Source organism: Acinetobacter sp. WZC-1 (assembly GCF_052544965.1).
The window spans coordinates 122,095-145,552 of the sequence record NZ_CP199370.1 but is presented as its reverse complement, the minus strand read 5'-3'; the positions used below and the strand labels follow the sequence as shown (position 1 = coordinate 145,552).

Here is a 23,458-nt window from a genome sequence, read left to right as displayed (position 1 = left end):
AAGGGAACCCCTTCAATGATTACAACCTCAGTCACAGAAGCTGCTGAGTTTCTGACTCAGGGCAAAGTGCTGGCCTACCCGACGGAAACCGTCTGGGGCCTGGGTTGCGACCCTTATAATGAACAGGCTTTTCAGGCCATTTTACAACTGAAGCAGCGGCCTGCTGAAAAAGGTGTGATTTTACTGGCCGGACAGATCAGTCAGATTGAGCACCTGCTGACACAAGTGGATGATGAAATCCGCTTGCAAATCATCAACAGCTGGACACAACGCACACCAGCTGAGCGTGCAACCACATGGTTGCTTCCTGCTGATGACAGTATTCCACAATGGATTAAAGGCCAGCATGCCGGCGTTGCAGTCCGGGTCAGTACACATCCCCTGTGTACAGCACTGTGTAATGCCTTTAATGGCTTTATTGTCTCCACCAGCGCCAACCCCAGTGGCATGCCGCCTGCACAGTCATTACAGCAGGCCCGTCAGTACTTTGGATCCAGATTGAACTATCTGAATGGTGACCCCGGCATGAACCATCAGTCCAGTAAAATTATTGATGCCATGACCGGAAAAGTCATTCGGGCTTAGGCCGGCAGCAGAAATAACAGACAAAAAAAACTCAGCAATATATAGAGTTTGCTGAGCATAGAAAAGGATGTAACTTAACCATACATCCAAAGGGTTATCCATTTGAAGCAGTAATGTACTGAAAACAGACTGCTGCTTACAGGCGCCATCATATGCCACAAATGATTTTTATACAAATCATTTTTTATTTATCCGATAAGACTTAAACGCTCAGTCAATCTTTATTTTATTCAAATTAAGATAATATTATTTTTAAAAATATTTTTAATTCATACAAAAACAATGGAAATCCAGAAGAATTTTACTGGATCCAGATGAGCCCATAAGACACAATACCGGTGATCACTTGTTCACTTTTTAACCCGATCTTCCGGTTTTTAGAAAGATCATCACAAATTACTGTCCTTCCTCTCAGCCTGTTCGCCGTTTTTGCTGGGCGAGTATAATTCCCACCAGAATCACCAGTCCACCCACGCTATGGTATATGGTCCAGCCCTCACCCAGCCAGAAACAGGCGATCACCGCGGTGATAATCGGCATTAAATTCATAAAAATACTGGTCCGATTCGGGCCGATAGACTGAACCGCCATCATCCACAGCAAAGGTGCAAGCAATGACGGGAAAATACCGGCATAAAATACACTGGCAGCATTCTGAGCATTAATGCTGTCCAGTCCGGCCCAGATGACAAAAGGCAAATGATAGATCAGGGTAAAACCAATCTGTATATATAAGCTGATCAGTAATGGCACCTGTAATTGCCACTTTTTAAGGAAAACCCCATAAAAGGCATAAAAGAACACTGCAATCAACATCAGAAAATCGCCCTGATGCCGTCCAAGCTCCAGTAAACTGCCAAAATTGCCCTGAGCCATGACATACAATAGACCGGCAAGAGACAGAATACTGCCTGTAACAGCAAAGCGGTTCGGTATGTCCTGCAGAACAGCCATAGAAACAAAAATAGTGAAGACCGGAATCAGTGCATTGACAATGCCCATATTGGTCGCTGTGGTATGGTGTGATGCCGTATAGGCCAGCCCCTGATACAGCACCATGCCGAATGCGCTCAGCACCGCAAACTGAAAAAAATGCCGTCTGATCAGGTGTCGCTGTTGCCACACTTTCACCAGCATGAATGGAGTCAGTACCATGAAGGCCAATAGCCAGCGGTAGAAACTGATGCTGACCGGAGAAATATAGTCCGCAACATAACGAGTCACTGCAATATTCATTGACCAGATCAGAACAGCCATGAGCGGCAGGACAAATGCCCACCCGTGATGTCGTGATTTCAGATTCATACCGCTTCAGCTTTCAGTGACAGATACAGGTTATTTTCAGCCAGGTCTGAAATAATAGATATATGGAATATCCGACATTAATAGGGAAATTACGACATTCCGACCAAAATTTCACCACGACCTATACCGCTCTATTTAATAAATACATCCCATGATTTCATGGCATGGCTGACCACCTGATCCAGCTGTGCCTTCGCCAGACCATCACGGGCCTGCATGGTCAGCCCCTGGATGACCGTACTGTAAAAATCAGTCATTTCCGCTATACGGCAATCTGGTGCCAGGTCACCATCTGCTACCCCCTTGGCCAGCCGCGCCAGGATTTTTTGCTTGGCACCCTGCCTTTTTTGCAATAATTCATGCTGAATCTGCTGATTTTGTTCCGAGCAGTTCATGGTCGCCACCACCAGCATACATCCGGTCGGCTTATGGTCCTGCACCAGTTTTTTTACGTTTTCATACAGATACAGTTCGATTGCGACCCTGGCGGTGCGTGCCTGCACAAAAATCCGGTCTGCCGAACAGGCCTCATGCTCCAGATAATAAGCCAGACAACGCTGAAACAGCTGTGCCTTGTCACCAAAACTGCTGTAAAGGCTGGGTGCTGTTATATTCAGCGCCTGCGTCAGGTCACTGATGGAAGTCGCCTCATAGCCATACTCCCAGAACAGCAGCATCGCCTTTTGCAGGGCATCCTGTTCATCAAAACATTTCGGACGTCCGCGCTTGCGCCGGGTTTCAGCTGCCGAAAGCGGTAATGCCACAGTATTTTTACGCTCTGTCATAAACTTCACATATTTTTTTATAACAATCACTATTAAATTAATTGACATTCGGTTTTCAATCAAATATTTTATTTTCATAACGATCATTATTTAATTATTCCATCCCCCAGATTCAGACCAGGGAATCATTACCATGGCTCAAACATCCACATCCTCCATTTCTGAAAAGATGGCGGAACCAGCCCCCCCGTTGTCTCAGGGAAACTGGTATGCTCTATTGACTGTTGCGGTAACCGCATTTGCACTGGTCACCAGTGAGTTTTTACCCATTGGCCTGTTAAACAGTATTGCAGCAGACCTGCATATCTCCAGTGGAACGGCCGGATTGGTAATTACCCTGCCCGGCATCATGGCAGCCCTGGCAGCCCCACTGCTGCCGGTATGGGTCAGACAACTTGATCGTCGCTATCTGCTGATTGGGCTGACTGCAATCATGGTTATTGCCAATCTGATCACCGCCATTTCCACCACCTTTGGCCTGTTATTATTCAGCCGTTTTATGCTGGGTATAGCCATTGGCGGTTTCTGGGCCACAGCCATTGCCCTGAGTGGCAGGCTTGCACCGAAACATTTACCCATTGCCAAAGCGACAGCTATTGTCATGGCAGGTGTTACCCTGGCGACGGTGCTGGGGGTTCCAATCGGGACATGGATCAGTGAATTTCTGGGATGGCGCAGTGCCTTTATGATTACCGCCGCGATCGGCGCCATCGTCCTGTTGCTGGAACTGTTATTTCTGCCGCAACTGAAACCGGGTTCAGCCATTCATCTGCGTGACCTACCGGCACTGCTGCGTGACCCCAAAGCCAGAAAAGGCCTGATCATTATCCTGCTGATTGGCCTGGCGCATTTTTCGTCCTTCAGCTACCTGGCGCCTTTCTTTAAAAATGTGGCTGGCTTTGACGGTGCAACCATCAGTTCACTGCTGTTGCTGTATGGCATTTCCGGAATTTTTGGCAATGCATTTGCAGGCTATAGCAGCAATTTAAATGTGCGTTACACCTTTGCGTTCATTGGTATCTGCTTTGCCGTTGTATTTTTCAGCTTCCCGGTATTTGCAGTGCACGAAGTGGGCGCATATGCCCTGACTGCATTGTGGGGTTTTGCATTCGGTGCCTTTCCAACCACAGCCAATATCTGGATGTTTGTACACGCACCGGATGCAGTTGAGAAAGGCATGCCCTTATTTGTTGGCTTCTTTCAGGTCATGATCGCGACCGGTTCATTGTTCGGCGGTTATATTGTCGATCACTTCAATGCAAATACTTTGCTGTATAGTGTACTCAGCTTCATTATCCTGGCCATTGTTTCAATTTTCACATGGTCACGCGGGTTAAATAACCCCAGACTTGAGTGTGAAACACCCACCTGAATACCGGACCCATGCAGATTTCAACAGCGCTGAAAGACCTGATCGAAATTGAAGAATTTCATTATCAAAAACATGATACTGTCACTCCCCATAGCAGTTTATGGGGAGATTTCAATTTCAGCCTGAATGGCCTGCTGGAATTCTGGATTCATCAGCAATTATTTTTATCTCCCCCAAGTTACGGTTTCTGGATTCCGCCACGGACTGAACACTGCTCTGTTGCCCTGGATGAGCATGTGACTCATTATATCTGTATCCGTATTCATCCCTCGTTATGTCACTATTTTGCATCTCGCTGCAAAACCCTGAGTATCACTCCTTTTCTGCGACATACGGTGGCAGAGTTGCTCCATCAGAAACAGGCAGGTTTTCCAGTGCCGGTCTATCAGCAGCATCTGCTGCAGATTTTGCTGGACCAGATACAGCTGGCGCCAGCCTATGATCAGTATTTACCTCAGAGTAATCACCCGGTACTACAGCCGATTCTGAAACAACTGGCAGATCCACAGCAATTTACCAGTAGTCTGCAGCAAATTATCGCTCCCTTTCATTTAAGTGAGCGGCATGTTTTACGGCTGAGCCAGCAACAATTACAGATTCCAATTTCAGAATGGCGCAATCGTGCAAAAATTATTTACGCTATCAGCCAGTTACGTCAGGGTTCCAGTATCAAGCACATCAGCTATGAACTGGGGTATCAGCACAGTTCCAGTTTCATTGAGTTCTTTAAGCGCCAGACCGGACAGACCCCGGCGCAGATGCGGGATGCCTGACAACACAATAATAATGATGGAGTCGCGCTGTAGTTTTTTCACAACTTATAAGCCCATCTACAAAACAATCATGGAATTCAGGCTGTTAACTGTGAGATTCTGCATATACACTTAACCCGGGACTGTGCTTTGTATCAGGTTTGAATGCATGGCATCAGATCACGGTCAATCACCTGAATCAACCAGGATGCAATAATGAAAAAATTATTCCCTGCTTCTCTCTGCAATATGACCTCTGTGGGTCTGCTGGCTTTTGCATTAACCGCCTGTGGCCAGCAACCTGACCATACTGCATCAGCCAGTTCTATATCATCGTCACAGACTGCTCAGCTCTCATTAAGCAGGGACAACGCAGCCGATATTAAAAGCGATTTAACTCAGCTCGAGACCCTGTCCAGTATCAAGGCACGGGAAGAATCCGTCTTCCGGGATGAAGTGACCCAGGCCGTACAGAAAAAAGATGATCCACACGCACTGAATACCATCGTGGCTAAAATGAAAAGCTACGTGGAAGGCTTTAATCAGGATCTGGATGCACTGACACTGAAAAGTACCGAAGCAAATGCTCTCAGGGACAAAATGAAACAATCCAACCACCTGGGACTTGAACTGTCAGAAGCTGGCATCGCCCGACCACTGGATATCAATAAAATTAATGCATTGCAACAGCAGGCAACTGAACTGGAACTGGACTTAATGGCAGACAAACAGACCCTGCAAATCAAAGCCGGTACGGCCAGATAATTCAGGGCATCATGGCATCTGCAAGATGACGGGCAGTTGAACGGCACAAACCGGTAATCTGCTTTTTTGTGACTTTTCAGCTGTGCCATGCAATAAATACTTGTCGCCCTGGCAAATAACCGCTACAACAACAGTACAGTCATTTCAAGCATACTGCATAAGGACAATCAGACATGGCATCTGTTTACGATATCCCTGTACACACCATCAAGGGCGATGAAATCACCCTGAACCACTATCAGGGCAAGGTTTTATTATTGGTCAATGTCGCATCAAAATGTGGTTTGACCCCACAATACGAAGGTCTGGAAAAACTTTATCAGGCAAAAAAAGAAGATGGTCTGGAAATTCTCGGTTTTCCGGCAAATAACTTCCTGGCTCAGGAACCGGGAAGCAATGAAGAAATCCAGCAGTTCTGTAGCTTAAACTACGATGTTCATTTTCCACTGTTTGCAAAAATATCTGTCGCAGGCGAAGACAAACATCCACTTTATCAGGCGCTCATTCATGCCATTCCTGAACGTATCGGTGAAGGACCATGGTGGAAAGACCTTGAGGATTATGGTTTGATTCCCAATCCAAAGCCGGAAGTGCTCTGGAATTTTGAGAAGTTCCTGGTCAATCGTCAGGGTGACGTGGTCGCCCGTTTTGCACCGGATATTACCGCAGATGATCCACGCATCGTCGATGCAATCAATGCCGAACTGGCGAGCAATCAATAGTCTGTAACACCAGGCACCGTGTTGGTACGAAAAGGCATATATCCTGTATGCCTTTTTATGGATTCGGCAATCCTCTGTTATTGCTTTGCAACAATTCGATATTTCTCCACATTTCAGCACTACATTGGCAGATATCACTACTTTTAATCTGTCCTGTCATGAAAATACCTCAACAGAACCTGCTGTTCCCATTGGTCCTGCTCAGTTCCGCGCTGTTACTGTCTGCCTGTGACCAACCGGCTCAATCCGGCCATCAGACTGAATCTGCCGAAAATATGGCTTTGGCAGAGGCTGCATCAGAAACGGAAAAACCGGCGCAAACCACGGCTGATCGACCCCCTGAACATCAGGCAGAATTAAAGCGTGGCAATATGTTCTCCATTGCACGGGATGTCGCCAGCATACAACTCAAAGCAGGTGATTTTCCAGACAAACTGCAGCAGGTCCAGACCGATTTACAGCAGGCGGTGACTACACAGAATCAGCAACAGCTGCAACAGAGCGCCCGGGAGCTGAACCAGCAATTACATGCCCTGAACAGCACACTGAATTCACTCAATCTAAAAAGCCAGGAAATCGATACCATCCGCCAGCATATGCTGCAAGCCAGTCAGCAAGTGCTGAATTCTCCATTTTTAAATGGTGATGTCGATTTAAGCAAAATTGATTTTAAGAAGATTGAGCAGCAGATGGGAACCATTCAGATGGAAATGATCAATCTCACAGCCATGCTGTTACCCACAGACAAAATGGCAGCGGCTGATCAATAAGGTCCGGAATGTGTTTTTCTTACAGTTCCCGGATAGACAGAAGTGCTTTTACTCCATAAATTAGGGGACATCTGCATTGTTTTGAAGTATGGCGATATAACCGCATATAGACTTCAATCAGAAGTCCCCAATATGTCTAATGCAATCATTTACTCCATCGCCCCCGTTGATACCCACCTTAATCTGAAGGATCCACTCCTGTTTACAGTCCACCACCATGACCGTTTCCTGAAAGGGAGTGCTGCACTTGCTTCTCAGACTACCCCGATCAATGTCGAATATGAAATGTATTTTGGTGAAATCGTACCTGGTTTCCCAGAACATCCACATACCGGTCTAAAGCGGGCTCACAGCAAACACAGATTCTGTGACTGGAAGGTGAACCCATTAAGGAATTCCCAGAATCCCCAGCCGAAAGCTGAGTCCAGGCAGGGACTGAGCCTGGTCAGCTGAGTCAACCGATTTTCAGCTGGCCATTGAATAATCTCTTTCCTGTTACATCCTGAACCTATAAAAAAGCCACCTGACGGTGGCTTTTTTATCTCAAATCATTGCCGATTTAAGCACGATTTTTGATTTTACGGATCGTTTCCAGCTGACCTGCAAGCTCTGAAAGTGAGGCAAGTGCAGCAGCAGAATCCAGATCGCTTTTCTGGTTTGCCAGCAAGGCTTCAGCATTTTTACGTGCTTCCAGAATTGCAGCTTCGTCCAGATTGTCGGCACGAATTGCAGTATCTGCAAGAATCGTCACCACATGTGGCTGAACTTCCAGTACGCCGCCGGATACATAGACAATTTCTTCTGTACCGTTTTCCAGCTGGACACGGATCGGGCCCGGTTGCAGCAAAGTTACAAGCGGTGCATGACCCGGCATAATACCCAGTTCACCACCTGCACCTTTGGCAATCAGCATGGTCACTGTGCCGGAGTAAATAGACTCTTTTACACTGACGACATCACATTGCATTGTTGCCATGAGAACCTCCTGAATCAGGGTTGCTAATTAAAGTTTCTCAGCTTTCGCAATAACTTCGTCAATACCACCCACCATATAGAACGCCTGTTCCGGGATGTGATCGTATTCACCTGCCAAAAGACCTTTAAAGCCACGAATGGTTTCCTTCAGCGGTACCAGTTTACCCGGTGCGCCAGTAAACACTTCGGCAACATGGAACGGTTGAGAGAAGAAACGCTGGATTTTACGTGCACGGTAAACCACCAGTTTATCTTCTTCGGCCAGTTCGTCCATCCCCAGAATCGCGATGATGTCCTTAAGCTCTTTATAACGCTGCAATACATTCTGTACAGAACGTGCAATTTCATAATGCTCAGCACCAACCACCAATGGATCCAGCTGACGTGAAGTTGAATCCAGTGGATCGATCGCCGGGTAAATACCGGAAGATGCGATGTCACGGCTCAGTACAACTGTTGCATCCAGATGAGCAAACGTTGTTGCAGGTGATGGATCCGTTAAGTCATCGGCAGGTACGTATACGGCCTGAATCGAGGTGATCGAACCGGATTTCGTTGAGGTAATACGCTCCTGAAGAACACCCATTTCCTCTGCAAGTGTCGGCTGATAACCCACCGCAGATGGCATACGGCCCAGCAATGCTGATACTTCAGTACCTGCAAGTGTATAACGGTAAATGTTGTCGACGAATAATAATACGTCACGACCTTTGCCATTTTCGTCTTTTTCATCACGGAAATATTCCGCCATGGTCAGACCTGTTAGCGCGACGCGTAAACGGTTACCCGGTGGCTCATTCATCTGACCGTAGACCATGGCTACTTTGTCAAGAACGTTGGAATCCTTCATTTCGTGATAGAAGTCGTTCCCTTCACGGGTACGCTCACCCACACCGGCAAACACAGATAAACCTGAGTGTGCTTTGGCGATGTTGTTGATCAGCTCCATCATGTTGACGGTTTTACCAACACCGGCACCACCGAACAGACCAACCTTACCACCTTTGGCAAACGGGCAAAGCAAGTCAATGACTTTAATCCCGGTTTCCAGCAGGTCGGTGGACGCAGCCTGATCTGCATAGGAAGGTGCCTGACGGTGAATCGGTAAACGTTCTTCCGTTGCAACCGGACCCGCTTCATCAATCGGACGACCCAGTACATCCATAATACGGCCCAGTGTCGCTGTACCGACAGGTACAGAAATCGGCGCGCCGGTATTGGATACATTAAGACCACGCTTAAGACCTTCGGTAGAACCCATTGCGATAGTACGAACCACACCGTCGCCCAGCTGCTGCTGAACTTCAAGCGTTGTTTCAGTTCCATCAACCTGGAGTGCGTCATAGATCTTAGGAACGCTGTTGCGCTCAAACTCGACGTCGATAACCGCGCCGATGATCTGAATGATATGACCGCTACTCATTGCTGTCTCCTCAATTCAAACAAATAATGTTAAACGGCAGCGGCACCACCAACGATCTCAGAAATTTCCTGAGTAATCGCGGCTTGACGCAGCTTGTTATAAATAAGTTGCAGGCTTTTGATCAGCTCACCTGCATTGTCGGTTGCAGCTTTCATTGCCACCATTCGTGCAGATTGCTCACATGCGATATTTTCAATCACACCCTGATATACCATGGACTCGATATAGCGAACCAGTAAACCATTTAAAAGCTCTTCAGCTTCAGGTTCATACAGATAGTCCCAGCCATAAGTCCGGTTGAGATTCTCTTCTTCAGCAGCCGCTGCCAACGGAACCAGTTGTTCTACTTTCTGGTTCTGAGTCATGGCATTGACAAAGCCGTTGGAGACCAGGTAAATACGATCCAGTTCGCCTTTATCAAAAGCGTCCAGCATCACCTGTACCGATCCGGACAACTGTTGCAGATCCGGTGTATCGCCCACATTTGTTGTCGCACCCAACACCTTACCGCCGTAGTTTTTAAAAAACGAAACCGCTTTCTGACCAATCAAAGCAAACTGAACTTCAATTGACTGCTCCTGTTGTTGCTGCACATGCTTAACAACTTTTTTGAACAGGTTAATGTTCAAACCGCCTGCCAGACCACGATCTGAGGAAACAATGATATAGCCAACCCGTTTTACCGGACGTTCAACCATATAACGATGTTTATATTCAGGATTCGCCTGGACCAGGTGAGCAATGACACGGTGCATATTTTCGGCATACGGACGGCCCTGAGCCATGCGCTCCTGCGCACGACGCATCTTGGAAGCAGCCACCATCTGCATTGCACGGGTAATCTTTTGCGTGCTTTTGATGCTGGCGACCTTGGCGCGAATTTCTTTTAAATTTGCCATACGCTTAACCCAATTTTCGAGAGTCCGACTGAACCCTCGAAGGTTGATCCGTGAATCAGACTTAACTAAGGCTTAACTTAGTAAGTCTGAGTCGCTTTAAAGCTTTCAATACCTGCTTTGATTACAGCTTCGATGTCTTTGTCGTAGTTACCGGTTTCATCGATATTCTGCATTAACGCAGCATGCTCTGAACGGAAGTAGGAAATCAATGCAGCATCGAAATCCACAATCTTCTTCACGTCAACATCAGCCATGTAACCTTCATTGGATGCATAAACCGAAACCGCCTGATCAGCAATTGAATAAGGCGCATATTGTTTCTGTTTCATCAACTCAGTCACACGCTGACCATGCTCAAGCTGCTTACGGGTTGCTTCATCAAGATCAGAAGCAAACTGAGCAAACGCTGCCAGTTCACGGTATTGTGCCAATGCGGTACGGATACCACCGGATAGCTTTTTAATAATCTTGGTCTGAGCAGAACCACCTACACGCGATACAGAGATACCGGCGTTCACAGCAGGACGGATCCCTGCGTTGAATAATGATGTTTCCAGGAAGATCTGACCATCAGTAATGGAAATCACGTTGGTCGGTACAAATGCAGATACGTCACCAGCCTGAGTTTCAATAATCGGCAGCGCCGTTAAGGAACCTGTCTGGCCTTTCACTTCACCATTGGTGAATTTTTCAACGTAGTCAGCAGATACACGGGACGCTCGTTCAAGTAAACGGCTGTGCAGATAGAATACGTCACCCGGATACGCTTCACGACCTGGCGGACGACGTAACAGCAGTGAAATCTGACGATACGCAACCGCTTGCTTGGACAGATCATCATAAATGATCAATGCGTCTTCACCACGGTCACGGAAATATTCACCCATTGTACAACCGGCGTACGGCGCCAGATACTGCATTGCTGCAGGATCAGCTGCCGCAGCTGCGACAACGGTGGTATACGCCATGGCACCGGTTTCTTCCAGCTTGCGCACCACGTTGGCAATGGTCGATTGTTTCTGACCAATGGCAACATATACACATTTAATGCCGGAATTTTTCTGTGCAATGATCGCATCAATCGCCATTGCTGTTTTACCCGTCTGACGGTCACCGATGATCAGCTCACGCTGGCCACGGCCGACAGGAATCATGGTATCCACTGATTTATAACCAGTCTGTACCGGCTGATCCACAGACTGACGCCAGATCACGCCTGGTGCTACTTTTTCAACAGCATCCGTCAGTTTTGCATCAATCGGGCCTTTGCCATCAATTGGATTCCCCAGGGCATCCACGACACGGCCAAGCAGTTCAGGGCCGACCGGAACTTCCAGTACACGACCTGTACAACGGGCTTTCTGGCCTTCCTGAAGGCTTAAGTAGTTACCTAAAACGACAGCACCCACTGAATCCTGTTCCAGGTTCAGTGCCATACCAAATAAGCCGCCGTCGAATTCGATCATTTCACCGTACATTGCATCAGCAAGGCCGTGAATGCGCACAATACCGTCGGATACCATAACAATGGTACCTTCGTTTTTAGCGGTTGCGCTGGTGTCCAGATCGCCGATACGCTGTTTAATGAGCGCACTGATCTCGGATGGATTCAGTTGTTGCATTGCGCTATACCTCAATCTTTTATTAGTTCAGTCTTCCCTTATGCCTTCAGGCAAGAAGACGGGTCCGCATTTTTTCAAGCTTGTTCAACGCAGAATCGTCAATGACCTGATCGCCTGCACGAATAACCACACCGGCAATGAGCGCCGGATTCACTTCCACAGTTATTTTCACAGAACTGTTCAAGCGCTTTTCCAGTGCATGAGCAAGTTTCTGTTCCTGCACTGAATCAAGTGGAAATGCAGATTCAATCACGACATCCACACTATTGTTATTCTGCGATTTAAGCTGTTCGTATTCTGCTTCAATTTCAGGCAATAACGTCAGACGGCCATTCTCTGCAAGAAGTGTCAGAAAGTTTGACACCGCGGCAGTCTGTTCATCACCCAGGACTTTCGCAAAAAGACCGACCTGCTCAACAGGTGTCAACTCAGGACGATTCAAATAAGCGGAAAATGCTTCGTCCTGCACCGCAGCACTGAGCACCTGCAATGCATTTGACCAGTTGTCAGCTGCATTCTGCTCAGATGCATAGGCAAATGCTGCTTTAGCGTACGGGCGTGCCAACGTCAGGAGTTCAGCCATATTTCGCCTCTCTTAAAGTTTAGCAGCCAGCTGATTCAGCATGGCATTATGAGCATCTGCATCAACCTGCTGGTTCAGAATTTTCTCTGCACCGGCAACTGCAAGTGCAGCAACCTGTTGACGTAATTCTTCACGGGCAGTATGGATATCCTGATCAACAGCTTCCTTAGCCTGCTGACGGATACGCTCACCTTCCGCAGCCGCCTGGACACGTGCTTCTTCGACCAGTTGTGCTGCACGACGGTTTGCCTGTTCAATCAACTGAGCCGCCTGTGCTTTGGCCGCATCAATTTCCTGCTTTACCTGCGCCTGCGCATCTGCAAGATCCGCTTTCGCCTTTTCAGCAGCATTCAAGCCATCAGCTATGCGACGCTGACGCTCACTAATCGCATTGATTAGTGGTGGCCATACAAACTTCATGCAGAATGCGACAAATATCGCAAATGCAATCGCCTGGCCAATCAATGTGAGGTTGATATTCATTGCAAATTCCTCAATGGTTTAATTTAGGAATTAAGCTGATTAACCTACAAATGGATTAGCGAAGATGAAGAACAAGCCAATACCAACACCGATCATAGGCACAGCATCAAGAAGACCTGCGATTAAGAACATACGGGTTTGAAGTTGTGGCGCCAGTTCAGGCTGACGGGCAACAGCTTCAAGAAAACGACCACCCAAAAGACCAAAACCGATCGCTGTACCCAAAGCACCAAAAGCGATCAAAATAGCAGCTGCAATCGCAACAAGACCAAGACCTAGTTCCATGATAATTCCTCAGAGGTTAGGTTTATACCAGATTAAGTTAAAAAAAATTCCTGACTATCATCCAGCGACAGTCAGGTAATACCATTAATGTTTTTCGCTTGCCATGCTCAGGTATACGATGGTCAGCATCATGAAAATAAATGCCTGCAACGTAATCACAAGAATATGGAAAATAGCCCACGGCACCGACAGCGCCCACTGAATCCAGAACGGTAGCAATGCTATCAGAATGAAGATTAACTCACCTGCATACATATTACCAAACAGTCGCAGCGCCAGTGAAACCGGCCGGGCAAGAAAGGTTACCAGTTCCAGCACGAGGTTGACGGGAATCAAGATCGCTTTCGCAATCGGATTAGCCGGATTAAACGGGTTCAGTGCCAATTCGCCGACAAAACCACCAATTCCCTTTTCACGGATACTGTAGAACAAAATCAGTGCAAATACAGACAGTGACATACCCAGGGTAATGTTTGGATCTGTAGATGGAACAATTTTGAAGTAAACATGGTGAGGGTCCATGCCAAATACGTTAGCACCAATAATTCCTGCAAGATGCGGAATCCAGTCCACCGGGATTAAATCCATCGCATTCATCAGGAAAATCCACACAAAAATGGTGAGGGCCAGCGGTGCAATCAAACGTGATTTGCCATGAAAGGTGTCGCGGACACTGGAGTCAACAAACTCAATAATCATTTCGATTGCGGACTGGAATTTTGTTGGCACACCTGCTTTTGCAGCTCTTGCAACACTCCAGAATAACAAACAGAAAAGAATACCAAGCCCAATTGACCAACCCATTGAATCCAGGTGAATTGCAGTGAACCCCATTTGCTGAGCTTCTTCACCACTTTCTGCCAATTTCCATGTTCCGTCCGGCATTTTGCCATAGGTCATATTGGTCAAGTGATGCTTGATATACTCTGTCGAAGTAAGGGCATGTTCTTCAGCAGCCATAAATCACACCTGGTCAAAGTCAAATACTAAAAAAGAAATGAAACGAATATCGCTCGCTGCTGATATTCCGTCCCACTCCAAAAATTATCCATTCTTGTTGTTTATACCCGTTTCTGCAGACGTGACACCCAGAACGGAGCAACCCACGACATAGTCTGAACGAGAATAAAACCACAAAACAATGCAACCGGGGATAACGGTCTGACATTGCTTAAAATTAAAATAAAACCAACGATCACAATCGCAAATTTGCCTGTCATACCCCGATACATGTTCGAAAGAACCTGCCTGGAGGCCCGCGCACCTGCGGTCCTGAATGATTGCCAGCAAAAATAGCAGCTGGCGAGCCAGCAGATCAATGCGCCCAATGCCGCACTTACCGCTGCAGTCAGGTCCTTCAGGACCCATGCAATCAGCGCTGCAACGGGAATCATGCATGCCTGTAACAGGACCAGAGCTTTCGCTAATCGTCGGTCAACCAGGCGACCAGTTCGGCTCATTTTTTATCCACTCACAGCACAAATGCCTGACAGGTTCAGCTGATGATCGTTTTTAATCGCAGGCATTATAGGGTTACACCCCTGAACATGCAATCTTTTCCCGACTTTTCATCGTGGATTTGCCAGTCATTATATTACTTTTTTTATTCTATTGGGCTGTTTATTTTTGCATCATTTCCGTGCAGATGACACACAGGCCTGTATTTCACCGGCCACCGTCTGCCATGCCACCACAAAATCCTGGTACTGAGACAGGGTTTCTCCGACAGGCTGAAAAACGATATCCCCCAGCTTGCGATACTGGGATGGACTTGCGCTGGACTCTGCCAGTAGACACATTTTTGCCGATGGACGTGAATCATGCAGATACTTAATCTGCGCCACAGTCGGTGCCACATGCGGGTCATCAGTCAATGCGCCACTGAATTTCAGATTCAGCGGTCTTTCCAGGTACTGGTAGGCATCATGGAATGCCCAGTAAGGCCGTGCACCACCTTTTCCAGCCACCTGCCGGGAAGCCTGGAGCATATCCTGTGCAAATCTGTGGGCATTTTCCCAGTACATGGCTTTATTTTCAGGATATTGCTGGGAACGCAGTGCAGCAATGAAAAAACCGATTCTGACGGCATTGTTGGGATCCAGCCAGATATGGGTATCGACCGTGTCCTTAATGGCCATGCCACGGGTCGTTCTCAGTGGCAAAGGCTGAATAATGCCTGAACCGAGGATTGAAACAGCCCGTGTATTGCCACCCAGGGCCTTTTCAAGCGGTGCTTCATGTTCTTTTCCCACCCAGATCACCAGTGAGGCATCCTGAATCATTTTCCGGTCAGCCGGCGTCAGCTGTACATCATGTCCACTCTGGTTTTTCAGAAGCAGCTCCGGTGTTTCCACACCCCGGGTGATTTCCGTGGCAATCAGATAAATCGGATGAATGGACACAGCCATAGGCGGCCTGGCCCAGGCCATACCTGCAGAAATGAAACATAAACAGAACGCAAGAAGACGACTCATGGAACAATGATACCAATGTATTTTATGTGTTATAATATAACATAATTTGGAAAAAACCTACGCTATTTCGTAAGATGACATGGCTTCATGTTAATATTTAAGGCTGTTTTCCCAGCTTCTGAGGATTGGCTATGACTGTATGTTCACACGGACATCATAATACCCTGCATGGGGTCCATGACCACCATGATGTAGAGCTGCGCCTCTCAGAAGCGGAACGTCTCTGTGCAGTCTCCGGTGCCCGCCTGACGCCGCTGCGCAAGGAAGTGTTGAAACTGATCCTGGATGCAAGCGGACCCATTGGTGCCTATGACCTGCTGGCAAAGCTCAAAGGTTCTTCCGAGCGGCTGGCCGCACCACCTACCGTCTATCGCTCACTGGATTTTTTGCTGAAAAAGGGACTGATTCACCGTCTCAGTTCAATCAATGCCTATATTCCCTGCTGTCATCCGCGTGAAGGGCACCAGGCTGCTTTTTTAATCTGTACGGAATGTCATGCAGTCAAGGAAGCTTCTGCACCGAAGCTGATTCAGCAACTCGATCAACTCGCAGCTTCTGATCAATTTAATGCGCATCAAAGTATTATTGAAATATCAGGAGTTTGTCAGCAGTGTATGAATCAGGTCTGAACTCAAGGCTGATCACCTTAAAAGACATTAATGTACACATTAATGGCCGGGACATTTTAAAACATGTTGACTTTTCATTACATGAAAAGGAAATCGTCACCCTGATCGGTCCAAACGGGGCAGGAAAATCCACCCTGATCAAAGTACTGTTGGGCATTACCGAGCCCAGTTCAGGTAAAGTCATTGCCAATAAAAAGCTGAAACTTGCCTACGTTCCACAAAAATTCAATCCCTCCCACAGTTTACCGCTGCGCGTCGGGGACCTGCTCAGTCTTGAAAAATGCAGTGCAGACATCAAAGAACAGATTATCCATGACACCGGCATTGCAAAACTGCATGACGCAACCGTGCAACAGCTTTCCGGAGGAGAGCGCCAGCGGGTCCTGCTTGCCAGGGCATTGTTACGGCAACCGGATATTCTGGTGCTGGATGAGCCGATGCAGGGACTGGACATTCAGTCCGAAGCTGAGCTGTACGACTATGTGCGCAGTCTGCCTGAACGCTATCATTGTGCCGTACTGATTGTTTCACATGATCTGCAATGGGTCATGCAGGGTACCCAGCGGGTGGTCTGTCTGAATAAGCACATCTGTTGCAGCGGTTTGCCCGAAAACATTCAGCAACACCCGGAATACATTGCATTATTCGGCACCCAGCGGGTATTTTATCAGCATCATCATGAACATTGTGCGCATGGCGACACTGCAACCACAGGCGAGCAGGATCCCCGCCCACACATTCACCCCGAACCGGAAGCTTAAACCATGATGGAATGGTTACAACTGCTGTTGCCAGCATGGATTATGGGCACATTACTGGTGTTTCTGACTGCCCCGCTGGGTTGTCTGATGCTGTGGCGGCGCATGTCTTTTTTTGCAGACACCATGGCGCATGGTACTTTGTTCGGGGTTGCCATTGCCGGTGCCTTAAGTCTGCCCTTATGGGCGGGTGTTGTCTTTGTTGCCATACTGCTGGTGGGCGTTCTCTGGGTTCTGCATGATCCGCGCCTTCCCAATGATGCCCTGCTGGCGCTGTGTTCAGCAACACTGCTTTGTGCTGGACTGATTCTGATTCAGCATCTGCCCAGCCTGCGCCCGGAACTGCTCAGCTATCTGTTTGGTGACTTACTGACCATTTCCTGGTCAGATTTACCCGTATTTGCCACTGTGATTGTGTTCGCTCTAATTATTTTATATCAGCACTGGCGAGCACAGATTCAGATCGCCATTGACCCGGACATTGCCGTCAGCGAAGGTATAAACGCCAGATGGCAGCGCCTGATTTTTATGTCACTGCTTGCACTGTTTACAGTATTGGCCTTACGTGCAGTGGGTTCATTGCTGATGGGGGCCTTACTGGTCATTCCTGCGCTGACGGCACGCCTGTTGGCACATTCTCCACGGCAGATGGTGATCTGGGCATTTGTTATTGCGCAAACCGGAATTTCTGTCGGACTATGGTCCAGTGCCGGCTTAAACACCGCCACCGGTCTGAGTATTGTACTCTGCATGTCTCTGTTGTTTATTGTAGTTTTCTGCTTCACCAGAATCAGAAAAATGGTCTGCAATTGAGCCCTGTTTTATTCAGCAATAGGTGGGCAAAGTATTACAGTACCCTATGTATGTGGGATATTTTAATGGCTTTATGCCGGAACTGATGTATTGGCAACAGGTCACTTTATTTACAGGCCATTCCCTGCAGAACAGCAGATCAGTACATTACTGATCTGCTACAGCCTTTTAAGACATTAGAAAACATCAGAAAGAAACCCGCTTATAGCTGCGGTATTCCGGTTGCCAGAGATTGGCTTCAATACTGTCCTGCAGCAATTCATCACTAATTGCAGGTGCAACACCATCTGCAATGGCCGCTTTTGCCACCTTAAAGGCAATAATTTTTGAGACCTGCTGTAATTCATTTAAATCCGGCAACAGATCAGCATCAATATCCTGCAGTTTCGGAGAGCAATCCGCCAGTGCTGCACTGGACGCCATCAGCATATTGTCCGTGACACGGGTGGCTTTAACCGCCACCACACCCAACCCGATGCCAGGAAAAATATAGGAATTGTTGCACTGGCAGATAGGATAGGTTTTGCCCTGATAGTTCACCGGTGGAAATGGACTGCCGGTTGCAATCAGCGCCTTGCCATCAGTCCACTGAATAATATCCGCTGGAACGGCTTCAACCCGCGAGGTTGGATTGGACAGCGGCAATACAATGGGGCGTTCACAGTTTTCATTCAGGGTTTTAATGATTTCTTCGGTAAACAGGCCAGGCTGACCTGAAACGCCAATCAACACCGTTGGTCTGGCATTCTTAACCACATCCAGCAGTGAAATGACATCCTCAGCATTGCCCCAGCTGGCGATTGCTTCGGGGTGTTGCGCCAGTTTCCGCTGGAAGTCGAGCAAGTTCGGCTGGTTCTCGGTAATCAGACCAAAACGGTCCACCATGAACACCCGTTGCCGTGCTTCTGCATCGGTCAGGCCTTCTGCAATCATCTGCGCAATAATCTGCTCGGCAATACCGCAGCCTGCTGAACCTGCGCCCAGGAAGGCGACTTTCTGGTCTTTCAGCTGTTTTCCGGCAGCACGACTTGCAGCCAGTAAACTGCCCACCGACACAGCTGCAGTTCCCTGAATATCATCATTGAAACAGCAAATCTGATCCCGGTATTTCTCCAGCAACGGCATGGCATTTTTCTGAGCAAAGTCTTCAAACTGGATCAGTGCTTCAGGCCAGCGGTGCCGAATGGCCTGAATGACATCATCCACAAATTCATAGTATTCGTCCCCACTGATCCGCGGCTGATTCCAGCCCAGATAAATCGGGTCATTCAGCAATTGCTGATTATTGGTGCCTGCATCAATGGTAATGGGTAAGGTATAGGCCGGACTGATCCCACCGCATGCGGTATACAGCGACAGTTTGCCAATGGGAATCCCCATGCCGCCAATGCCCTGATCCCCAAGCCCCAGAATGCGTTCACCATCGGTAATCACAATCACTTTGACATTTCTGCGGTTTACATTGTGCAGAATGTCATCAATATGCTTACGATCCGGGTAAGACACGAACACCCCGCGGTGACGACGGTAAATGTCGGAGAAACGCTGGCATGCCTCGCCCACCGTCGGCGTATAAATAATGGGCATCATTTCACTGAGATGGTTTTGCAGCAAATGATAAAACAGGGTTTCATTGGTGTCCTGAATATTGCGTAAATAAATATGCTTGTTAATTGCTTCCTTGAATGAACAGAATTGCTGATACGAACGCTGGCTCTGTTCCTCAATATTTTCAATCACATGTGGAATTAAACCGTGCAGATTAAATCTGGTGCGCTCTTCTTCTGTAAATGCAGAACCCTTGTTCAACAGGGGCAATTCCAGCAGCGTATTGCCGGCATATGCAATATATAACGGATATTTTTTCGGATTTTCGCTTGTCATTTCCTGTCTCATGTATATGGACCATGCTGCTATGACTCAGTTTATCCATTCATATGCAATGGTCATCTGATATAAGCTTAAGCCTGTTTTTCAGCAAATGGTTATTTAGATATTTGATAATAATACCGTAACTATTTTATCGGATTATACTTTTGTGGTTTTATATTGTATGGATCCAGCCTGTTTGATATTTACCTGTTGAACAGTTTTCAGATGAATCTGATCTTCGATGTGAATCATTTTCAGTATGACGCCCCACATTTGTTCCCTTATGCTGAGCGCTGCTGATTATTTTTAATCCTTTATATTTAACCATTGAATAAGAAAATCGCCATCATGAAAAGTACATTAAAAACCATCGTCATCTGTTGCCTGCCGGTCCTGATGGCCGGGTGTCAGAGCAGTTCAAAAGCATCCTCCGGCATAACGTCAAAAGTGGCCGGTTTGTTTGGTCTCTCCGGCAAGGATAAAGTCCCGGAGGTTGATACAAAAAGCATTGTGGACATCAGCAAAACCACACTGGAACAGCTGGAGAAAATGACCCTGAACATGCCCACCGGACAATGGGTCTATATTGAAAATAATCTGCAGGGCGTATATAGCCTGCAGAATAAATCTGCAGATGGCCATATGCTGTTTTTCCGGCTGAATTGTAAAATTCCTTCACAAAAACCGGGTTTCAGCATTCAGAATAAAGATGGTCAGGATATTTTAAAGGCTTATGATGAACAGGCCGGCCCAGTCCAGTTTCTGCTGGATAACAAAAACTATGGCAACCCTTTTGACGCTGTTAACCCGAAAAAACTGCAACCGTTTACAACAGCCTTAAAAACCGCCAGCACCCTGAAAATCTTTAATGCTTCCAGACTGTATACCTTCCAGAATGGCCATCCTGAACTACTGGACAAACCTGTCAGTTGCCGGGAATAAACCGTGAATCTGCTGTGCCTGACGCAATAAAAATCAGTAGGTGCCGACTATTTCAGTGAAATTGTCCGATTCGATGGAAAGCCTTCAGCAAAACCTGCCGAAATTTGCTATATTGAGCGTTTTTCTGCGACATTTATTTTCCGATAAATTATGAATACGGCCATACAAGCAGCTCTTGATCATGCAGTTCAATCCCTTCAATCTCAGGGGATTCTTCCATCCGACTGGAACAACAGCAGTACACTGACACGGACCAAAGACCGAAGTCACGGCGATTTCGCCTCAAATATTGCCATGACTGCATCCAGGGCTGCTGCGATGAAACCGCGTGATCTTGCAGAAAAAATTCTCGCCAGTCTGCCTGAAGTGGCTGAGATTTCAAAAGCCGAAATTGCCGGACCCGGTTTTATCAACTTTTTTCTGAATGCCGACCAGCGCTTTGCTGTACTGGATCAGATTCAGGCACAGAAAGACCAGTTTGGTCGCAGTCAGCTCAATGCTGCCAGGAAGATTCAGGTCGAATTTGTGTCTGCAAACCCGACCTCCAGTCTGCATGTCGGTCATGGCCGTGGTGCTGCCTATGGCATGACCGTCGCCAATTTACTTGAAGCCACTGGTGCCGCCGTTGACCGTGAATATTATGTCAATGATGCCGGCCGCCAGATGGACATTCTTGCGACATCGACTTATCTGCGTTATCTGGAGTTGACCGGCCAGCAACTGATATTCCCGAAAAATGCCTACCAGGGCGATTATGTCCGTGAGATTGCACAGGAAGTTATGGACAGGGATGGCCAGGCCCATGTGCAGCCTGTTGCAGCTGTTTACCGGGATGTGCCTGAAGATGTGCAATATGCCGATGAAATGGATGCAGATGGCAATAAGATTGTACTGTCCGGCGATAAGGAAAAACATATTGATGGCTTAATTCACAATGCCCAGCAATTGCTGGGTAACGGTTATGGTGTTTTTCATCAGGCAGCCCTGCACGCCATTCTGGATGACATCAGGGATGATCTGGGTGAGTTTGGCGTTACCTTTAACCAGTGGTTCAGTGAAGCAACATTGACCGAAAAAATTGATGAAGCCCTGCAAACGCTTGACCAGCGTGGTTATCTGTACGAAAAAGACGGAAATATCTGGTTCAGATCCACCGAATTCGGCGATGAAAAAGACCGTGTAGTAAAGCGTCGCAATGGCCAGACCACCTATTTTGCCTCGGATATTGCCTATCACCTGAATAAATTGCAGCGTGGCTATACCGACCTGATTGATATCTGGGGTTCAGACCATCATGGCTATATTGCCCGGGTCAAAGCTGCCATTGATGCCATGGGCTATGATTCATCAAAGCTGACCGTGATACTGGTGCAGTTTGTCAGCCTGTGGCGTGGCGGTGAAATGGTGCAGATGTCGTCCCGTTCCGGTCAGTTTGTCACGCTGCGTGACCTGCGCAAGGAAGTGGGGAATGACGCTGCGCGTTTTTATTACGTCATGCGTAAGTCTGAACAGCACATTGACTTTGACCTGGACCTTGCCGTGTCACAGAGCAAGGACAATGCGGTGTATTACATTCAATATGCCCATGCCCGTGTGAACCGTATGGTGAACCGTGCCGCAGAGAAAAATGTGCCCTTTGACCGCAACAATCTGAGTGACTGTGATGCATCATTGCTCAGTCTGGAAACAGAATCTGAAATTCTGGCCAAACTGGCCGCCTATCCAGAGATTGTGCTTCGTGCTGCAAACAGCCATGAACCACACCAGCTGGGCAATTACCTGAAGGAGCTGGCCGCACTGTTCCATGGCTGGTATAACCTGGACAATTTAAAAGTGCTGGATGATCAGCATATTGCATTATCCCAGGCGCGTTTGCTGCTATCAATAAACGTACAACAAGTCCTGAAAAATGGTTTAACATTGCTGGGTGTTTCTGCACCATCTGAAATGTAACAGAAAAAATAAAAGAGGAATTCCACGTGTTTGGAAAAACGCAACGCGGTGTATCTGAACGGCCCAATAAGCCGAAAAAGCCATTGATTCCCAAATGGCTGGGGACGCTTGTGGCCATTTTAATCGTGTTAAGCTGTGCCGTGGCCCTGATGCTGTGGAAACCGTGGGCACCCGTCCAGCCAAGAAATGAAATTCCCTCTGAGCATTATCAGGAAGACACCAATAAGGACTATCGGTTCTATGATCTGCTGCCACAACAACAGGTTACTCCCATCCCGCAGCAGGCAGTTCCTGAAACACCGGTACAGAGTCAGCCGGTGATTGTGGAAGCACCGGATACCAGCCAGCAAAATTCAACAGACGATGTCGATACCGGCGTGGACAGTTCTGAGCCTCCGGTACCGGCTCAGCCCTCCTACATTTTACAGATCAGAAGCTATGCAGATCCGGACAGTGCAGATGCACGCCGTGCCGAAATTATTCTGAATGGTCTGTCTGCCGATGTAATCAAAACCACGGAAAATGGCCAGACCTGGTATCGGGTTATTTCAGGTCCTTATGAATCCCAGAATGCCGCAGTCATTGCTCAGCAGACACTGCAACACAGTGGTATTGACTCCATTGTGGTCAAACGTTAATTGGCTTTTAGCTCCAGGCGGCCTGAAAGGTCGCTTTTTTTATGCCACTTAAC

26 protein-coding genes are annotated in these 23,458 nt (G+C 47.5%); 13 read left to right on the top strand and 13 right to left on the bottom strand.

Translation table 11 applies throughout. From position 1 onward, the window contains the following. The first annotated feature begins 15 nt into the window (after positions 1 to 15). Entirely contained in the window at positions 16 to 585 is a 570-nt protein-coding gene (locus tag ACT6PV_RS00705) for an L-threonylcarbamoyladenylate synthase (protein WP_445114624.1), read from the top strand. A 411-nt stretch (positions 586 to 996) separates the two neighbouring features. On the opposite strand, the gene ACT6PV_RS00700 is transcribed toward ACT6PV_RS00705, so the two are convergent. After that, entirely contained in the window at positions 997 to 1,890 is an 894-nt protein-coding gene (locus ACT6PV_RS00700; protein ID WP_445114623.1) for a DMT family transporter, read from the bottom strand. Positions 1,891 to 2,021: 131 nt separating this feature from the next. Beyond that, positions 2,022 to 2,675: a TetR/AcrR family transcriptional regulator gene (locus ACT6PV_RS00695; protein ID WP_445114622.1), complete on the bottom strand. Its 654-nt coding sequence runs from the start codon at positions 2,673 to 2,675 to the stop codon at positions 2,022 to 2,024. 133 nt (positions 2,676 to 2,808) lie between these two features. Here ACT6PV_RS00695 and ACT6PV_RS00690 point away from each other — a divergent pair, with 133 nt between their 5' ends. The 6 genes from ACT6PV_RS00690 (at position 2,809) to ACT6PV_RS00665 (ending at position 7,509) form a co-directional block, all read left to right on the top strand. Then, on the top strand, positions 2,809 to 4,047 hold the full coding sequence (locus tag ACT6PV_RS00690; RefSeq protein WP_445114621.1) for an MFS transporter: 1,239 nt from the start codon (positions 2,809 to 2,811) through the stop codon (positions 4,045 to 4,047). 11 nt (positions 4,048 to 4,058) lie between these two features. Beyond that, complete coding sequence (locus ACT6PV_RS00685; protein ID WP_445114620.1) at positions 4,059 to 4,820, top strand: AraC family transcriptional regulator; 762 nt, start codon at positions 4,059 to 4,061, stop codon at positions 4,818 to 4,820. A gap of 195 nt (positions 4,821 to 5,015) precedes the next feature. Beyond that, positions 5,016 to 5,564 carry a hypothetical protein gene (locus ACT6PV_RS00680; protein WP_445114619.1) on the top strand — a complete coding sequence of 183 codons (549 nt, stop codon included), beginning with the start codon at positions 5,016 to 5,018 and terminating at the stop codon, positions 5,562 to 5,564. 173 nt (positions 5,565 to 5,737) lie between these two features. Continuing rightward, on the top strand, positions 5,738 to 6,286 hold the full coding sequence (locus ACT6PV_RS00675) for a glutathione peroxidase (RefSeq protein WP_445114618.1): 549 nt from the start codon (positions 5,738 to 5,740) through the stop codon (positions 6,284 to 6,286). Positions 6,287 to 6,444: 158 nt separating this feature from the next. Continuing rightward, a complete protein-coding gene (locus ACT6PV_RS00670; RefSeq protein ID WP_445114617.1) occupies positions 6,445 to 7,056 on the top strand; it encodes a hypothetical protein in 612 nt (203 codons plus the stop codon). A gap of 132 nt (positions 7,057 to 7,188) precedes the next feature. Further along, positions 7,189 to 7,509, top strand: a complete 321-nt coding sequence (locus ACT6PV_RS00665) for a hypothetical protein (protein ID WP_445114616.1) — start codon at positions 7,189 to 7,191, stop codon at positions 7,507 to 7,509. A gap of 106 nt (positions 7,510 to 7,615) precedes the next feature. Here the strand turns inward: ACT6PV_RS00665 and ACT6PV_RS00660 are convergent, their stop codons facing one another. The 10 genes from ACT6PV_RS00660 to ACT6PV_RS00615 all read right to left on the bottom strand — a co-directional run bounded on the left by ACT6PV_RS00660 (position 7,616) and on the right by ACT6PV_RS00615 (position 15,800). Continuing rightward, complete coding sequence (locus tag ACT6PV_RS00660; RefSeq protein WP_445114615.1) at positions 7,616 to 8,032, bottom strand: F0F1 ATP synthase subunit epsilon; 417 nt, start codon at positions 8,030 to 8,032, stop codon at positions 7,616 to 7,618. Between the two features lie 27 nt (positions 8,033 to 8,059). After that, complete coding sequence (gene atpD, locus ACT6PV_RS00655) at positions 8,060 to 9,454, bottom strand: F0F1 ATP synthase subunit beta (RefSeq protein ID WP_445114614.1); 1,395 nt, start codon at positions 9,452 to 9,454, stop codon at positions 8,060 to 8,062. 29 nt (positions 9,455 to 9,483) lie between these two features. Further along, positions 9,484 to 10,353: a F0F1 ATP synthase subunit gamma gene (gene atpG / locus ACT6PV_RS00650; protein ID WP_445114613.1), complete on the bottom strand. Its 870-nt coding sequence runs from the start codon at positions 10,351 to 10,353 to the stop codon at positions 9,484 to 9,486. 77 nt (positions 10,354 to 10,430) lie between these two features. Further along, positions 10,431 to 11,975, bottom strand: a complete 1,545-nt coding sequence (gene atpA / locus ACT6PV_RS00645; protein WP_445114612.1) for a F0F1 ATP synthase subunit alpha — start codon at positions 11,973 to 11,975, stop codon at positions 10,431 to 10,433. A gap of 46 nt (positions 11,976 to 12,021) precedes the next feature. Further along, a complete protein-coding gene (locus ACT6PV_RS00640; protein ID WP_445114611.1) occupies positions 12,022 to 12,558 on the bottom strand; it encodes a F0F1 ATP synthase subunit delta in 537 nt (178 codons plus the stop codon). 12 nt (positions 12,559 to 12,570) lie between these two features. Continuing rightward, entirely contained in the window at positions 12,571 to 13,041 is a 471-nt protein-coding gene (locus ACT6PV_RS00635; RefSeq protein WP_445114610.1) for a F0F1 ATP synthase subunit B, read from the bottom strand. Between the two features lie 39 nt (positions 13,042 to 13,080). Then, positions 13,081 to 13,326 carry a F0F1 ATP synthase subunit C gene (atpE, locus tag ACT6PV_RS00630; RefSeq protein ID WP_016654735.1) on the bottom strand — a complete coding sequence of 82 codons (246 nt, stop codon included), beginning with the start codon at positions 13,324 to 13,326 and terminating at the stop codon, positions 13,081 to 13,083. Between the two features lie 84 nt (positions 13,327 to 13,410). Beyond that, a complete protein-coding gene (gene atpB / locus ACT6PV_RS00625; RefSeq protein ID WP_445114609.1) occupies positions 13,411 to 14,286 on the bottom strand; it encodes a F0F1 ATP synthase subunit A in 876 nt (291 codons plus the stop codon). Between the two features lie 101 nt (positions 14,287 to 14,387). Further along, positions 14,388 to 14,786, bottom strand: coding sequence for an ATP synthase subunit I (locus ACT6PV_RS00620; RefSeq protein ID WP_445114608.1), 399 nt, complete (start codon positions 14,784 to 14,786; stop codon positions 14,388 to 14,390). A gap of 171 nt (positions 14,787 to 14,957) precedes the next feature. Next, positions 14,958 to 15,800, bottom strand: coding sequence for a metal ABC transporter solute-binding protein, Zn/Mn family (locus ACT6PV_RS00615; protein ID WP_445114607.1), 843 nt, complete (start codon positions 15,798 to 15,800; stop codon positions 14,958 to 14,960). 131 nt (positions 15,801 to 15,931) lie between these two features. Between ACT6PV_RS00615 and ACT6PV_RS00610 the strand changes: the two genes are divergently transcribed. Genes ACT6PV_RS00610 through znuB form a run of 3 tightly spaced genes read left to right on the top strand, consistent with a single transcriptional unit; the run spans position 15,932 to position 18,000 of the window. Continuing rightward, complete coding sequence (locus tag ACT6PV_RS00610) at positions 15,932 to 16,429, top strand: transcriptional repressor (protein ID WP_445114606.1); 498 nt, start codon at positions 15,932 to 15,934, stop codon at positions 16,427 to 16,429. Then, positions 16,402 to 17,190, top strand: a complete 789-nt coding sequence (znuC, locus tag ACT6PV_RS00605; protein WP_445114605.1) for a zinc ABC transporter ATP-binding protein ZnuC — start codon at positions 16,402 to 16,404, stop codon at positions 17,188 to 17,190. The genes ACT6PV_RS00610 and znuC overlap by 28 nt, the downstream gene beginning before the upstream one ends. A gap of 3 nt (positions 17,191 to 17,193) precedes the next feature. Next, positions 17,194 to 18,000, top strand: a complete 807-nt coding sequence (znuB, locus tag ACT6PV_RS00600) for a zinc ABC transporter permease subunit ZnuB (RefSeq protein ID WP_445114604.1) — start codon at positions 17,194 to 17,196, stop codon at positions 17,998 to 18,000. A 186-nt stretch (positions 18,001 to 18,186) separates the two neighbouring features. Here the strand turns inward: znuB and ACT6PV_RS00595 are convergent, their stop codons facing one another. Then, positions 18,187 to 19,884: an NAD-dependent malic enzyme gene (locus ACT6PV_RS00595; protein ID WP_445114603.1), complete on the bottom strand. Its 1,698-nt coding sequence runs from the start codon at positions 19,882 to 19,884 to the stop codon at positions 18,187 to 18,189. A 336-nt stretch (positions 19,885 to 20,220) separates the two neighbouring features. Between ACT6PV_RS00595 and ACT6PV_RS00590 the strand changes: the two genes are divergently transcribed. The 3 genes from ACT6PV_RS00590 (at position 20,221) to ACT6PV_RS00580 (ending at position 23,405) form a co-directional block, all read left to right on the top strand. Next, on the top strand, positions 20,221 to 20,814 hold the full coding sequence (locus tag ACT6PV_RS00590; RefSeq protein WP_445114602.1) for a hypothetical protein: 594 nt from the start codon (positions 20,221 to 20,223) through the stop codon (positions 20,812 to 20,814). A 150-nt stretch (positions 20,815 to 20,964) separates the two neighbouring features. Further along, positions 20,965 to 22,767, top strand: coding sequence for an arginine--tRNA ligase (gene argS, locus ACT6PV_RS00585; protein ID WP_445114601.1), 1,803 nt, complete (start codon positions 20,965 to 20,967; stop codon positions 22,765 to 22,767). A 26-nt stretch (positions 22,768 to 22,793) separates the two neighbouring features. Then, entirely contained in the window at positions 22,794 to 23,405 is a 612-nt protein-coding gene (locus ACT6PV_RS00580) for an SPOR domain-containing protein (protein WP_445114600.1), read from the top strand. Positions 23,406 to 23,458 lie beyond the last annotated feature (53 nt).

Bases quoted from the DNA above. Each gene is read 5' to 3' on its own strand.
- ACT6PV_RS00705 (WP_445114624.1), top strand. From the start codon at position 16: ATGATTACAACCTCAGTCACAGAAGCTGCTGAGTTTCTGACTCAGGGC.
- ACT6PV_RS00700 (WP_445114623.1), bottom strand. From the start codon at position 1,890: ATGAATCTGAAATCACGACATCACGGGTGGGCATTTGTCCTGCCGCTC.
- ACT6PV_RS00695 (WP_445114622.1), bottom strand. From the start codon at position 2,675: ATGACAGAGCGTAAAAATACTGTGGCATTACCGCTTTCGGCAGCTGAA.
- ACT6PV_RS00690 (WP_445114621.1), top strand. From the start codon at position 2,809: ATGGCTCAAACATCCACATCCTCCATTTCTGAAAAGATGGCGGAACCA.
- ACT6PV_RS00685 (WP_445114620.1), top strand. From the start codon at position 4,059: ATGCAGATTTCAACAGCGCTGAAAGACCTGATCGAAATTGAAGAATTT.
- ACT6PV_RS00680 (WP_445114619.1), top strand. From the start codon at position 5,016: ATGAAAAAATTATTCCCTGCTTCTCTCTGCAATATGACCTCTGTGGGT.
- ACT6PV_RS00675 (WP_445114618.1), top strand. From the start codon at position 5,738: ATGGCATCTGTTTACGATATCCCTGTACACACCATCAAGGGCGATGAA.
- ACT6PV_RS00670 (WP_445114617.1), top strand. From the start codon at position 6,445: ATGAAAATACCTCAACAGAACCTGCTGTTCCCATTGGTCCTGCTCAGT.
- ACT6PV_RS00665 (WP_445114616.1), top strand. From the start codon at position 7,189: ATGTCTAATGCAATCATTTACTCCATCGCCCCCGTTGATACCCACCTT.
- ACT6PV_RS00660 (WP_445114615.1), bottom strand. From the start codon at position 8,032: ATGGCAACAATGCAATGTGATGTCGTCAGTGTAAAAGAGTCTATTTAC.
- atpD (WP_445114614.1), bottom strand. From the start codon at position 9,454: ATGAGTAGCGGTCATATCATTCAGATCATCGGCGCGGTTATCGACGTC.
- atpG (WP_445114613.1), bottom strand. From the start codon at position 10,353: ATGGCAAATTTAAAAGAAATTCGCGCCAAGGTCGCCAGCATCAAAAGC.
- atpA (WP_445114612.1), bottom strand. From the start codon at position 11,975: ATGCAACAACTGAATCCATCCGAGATCAGTGCGCTCATTAAACAGCGT.
- ACT6PV_RS00640 (WP_445114611.1), bottom strand. From the start codon at position 12,558: ATGGCTGAACTCCTGACGTTGGCACGCCCGTACGCTAAAGCAGCATTT.
- ACT6PV_RS00635 (WP_445114610.1), bottom strand. From the start codon at position 13,041: ATGAATATCAACCTCACATTGATTGGCCAGGCGATTGCATTTGCGATA.
- atpE (WP_016654735.1), bottom strand. From the start codon at position 13,326: ATGGAACTAGGTCTTGGTCTTGTTGCGATTGCAGCTGCTATTTTGATC.
- atpB (WP_445114609.1), bottom strand. From the start codon at position 14,286: ATGGCTGCTGAAGAACATGCCCTTACTTCGACAGAGTATATCAAGCAT.
- ACT6PV_RS00620 (WP_445114608.1), bottom strand. From the start codon at position 14,786: ATGAGCCGAACTGGTCGCCTGGTTGACCGACGATTAGCGAAAGCTCTG.
- ACT6PV_RS00615 (WP_445114607.1), bottom strand. From the start codon at position 15,800: ATGAGTCGTCTTCTTGCGTTCTGTTTATGTTTCATTTCTGCAGGTATG.
- ACT6PV_RS00610 (WP_445114606.1), top strand. From the start codon at position 15,932: ATGACTGTATGTTCACACGGACATCATAATACCCTGCATGGGGTCCAT.
- znuB (WP_445114604.1), top strand. From the start codon at position 17,194: ATGATGGAATGGTTACAACTGCTGTTGCCAGCATGGATTATGGGCACA.
- ACT6PV_RS00595 (WP_445114603.1), bottom strand. From the start codon at position 19,884: ATGACAAGCGAAAATCCGAAAAAATATCCGTTATATATTGCATATGCC.
- ACT6PV_RS00590 (WP_445114602.1), top strand. From the start codon at position 20,221: ATGAAAAGTACATTAAAAACCATCGTCATCTGTTGCCTGCCGGTCCTG.
- argS (WP_445114601.1), top strand. From the start codon at position 20,965: ATGAATACGGCCATACAAGCAGCTCTTGATCATGCAGTTCAATCCCTT.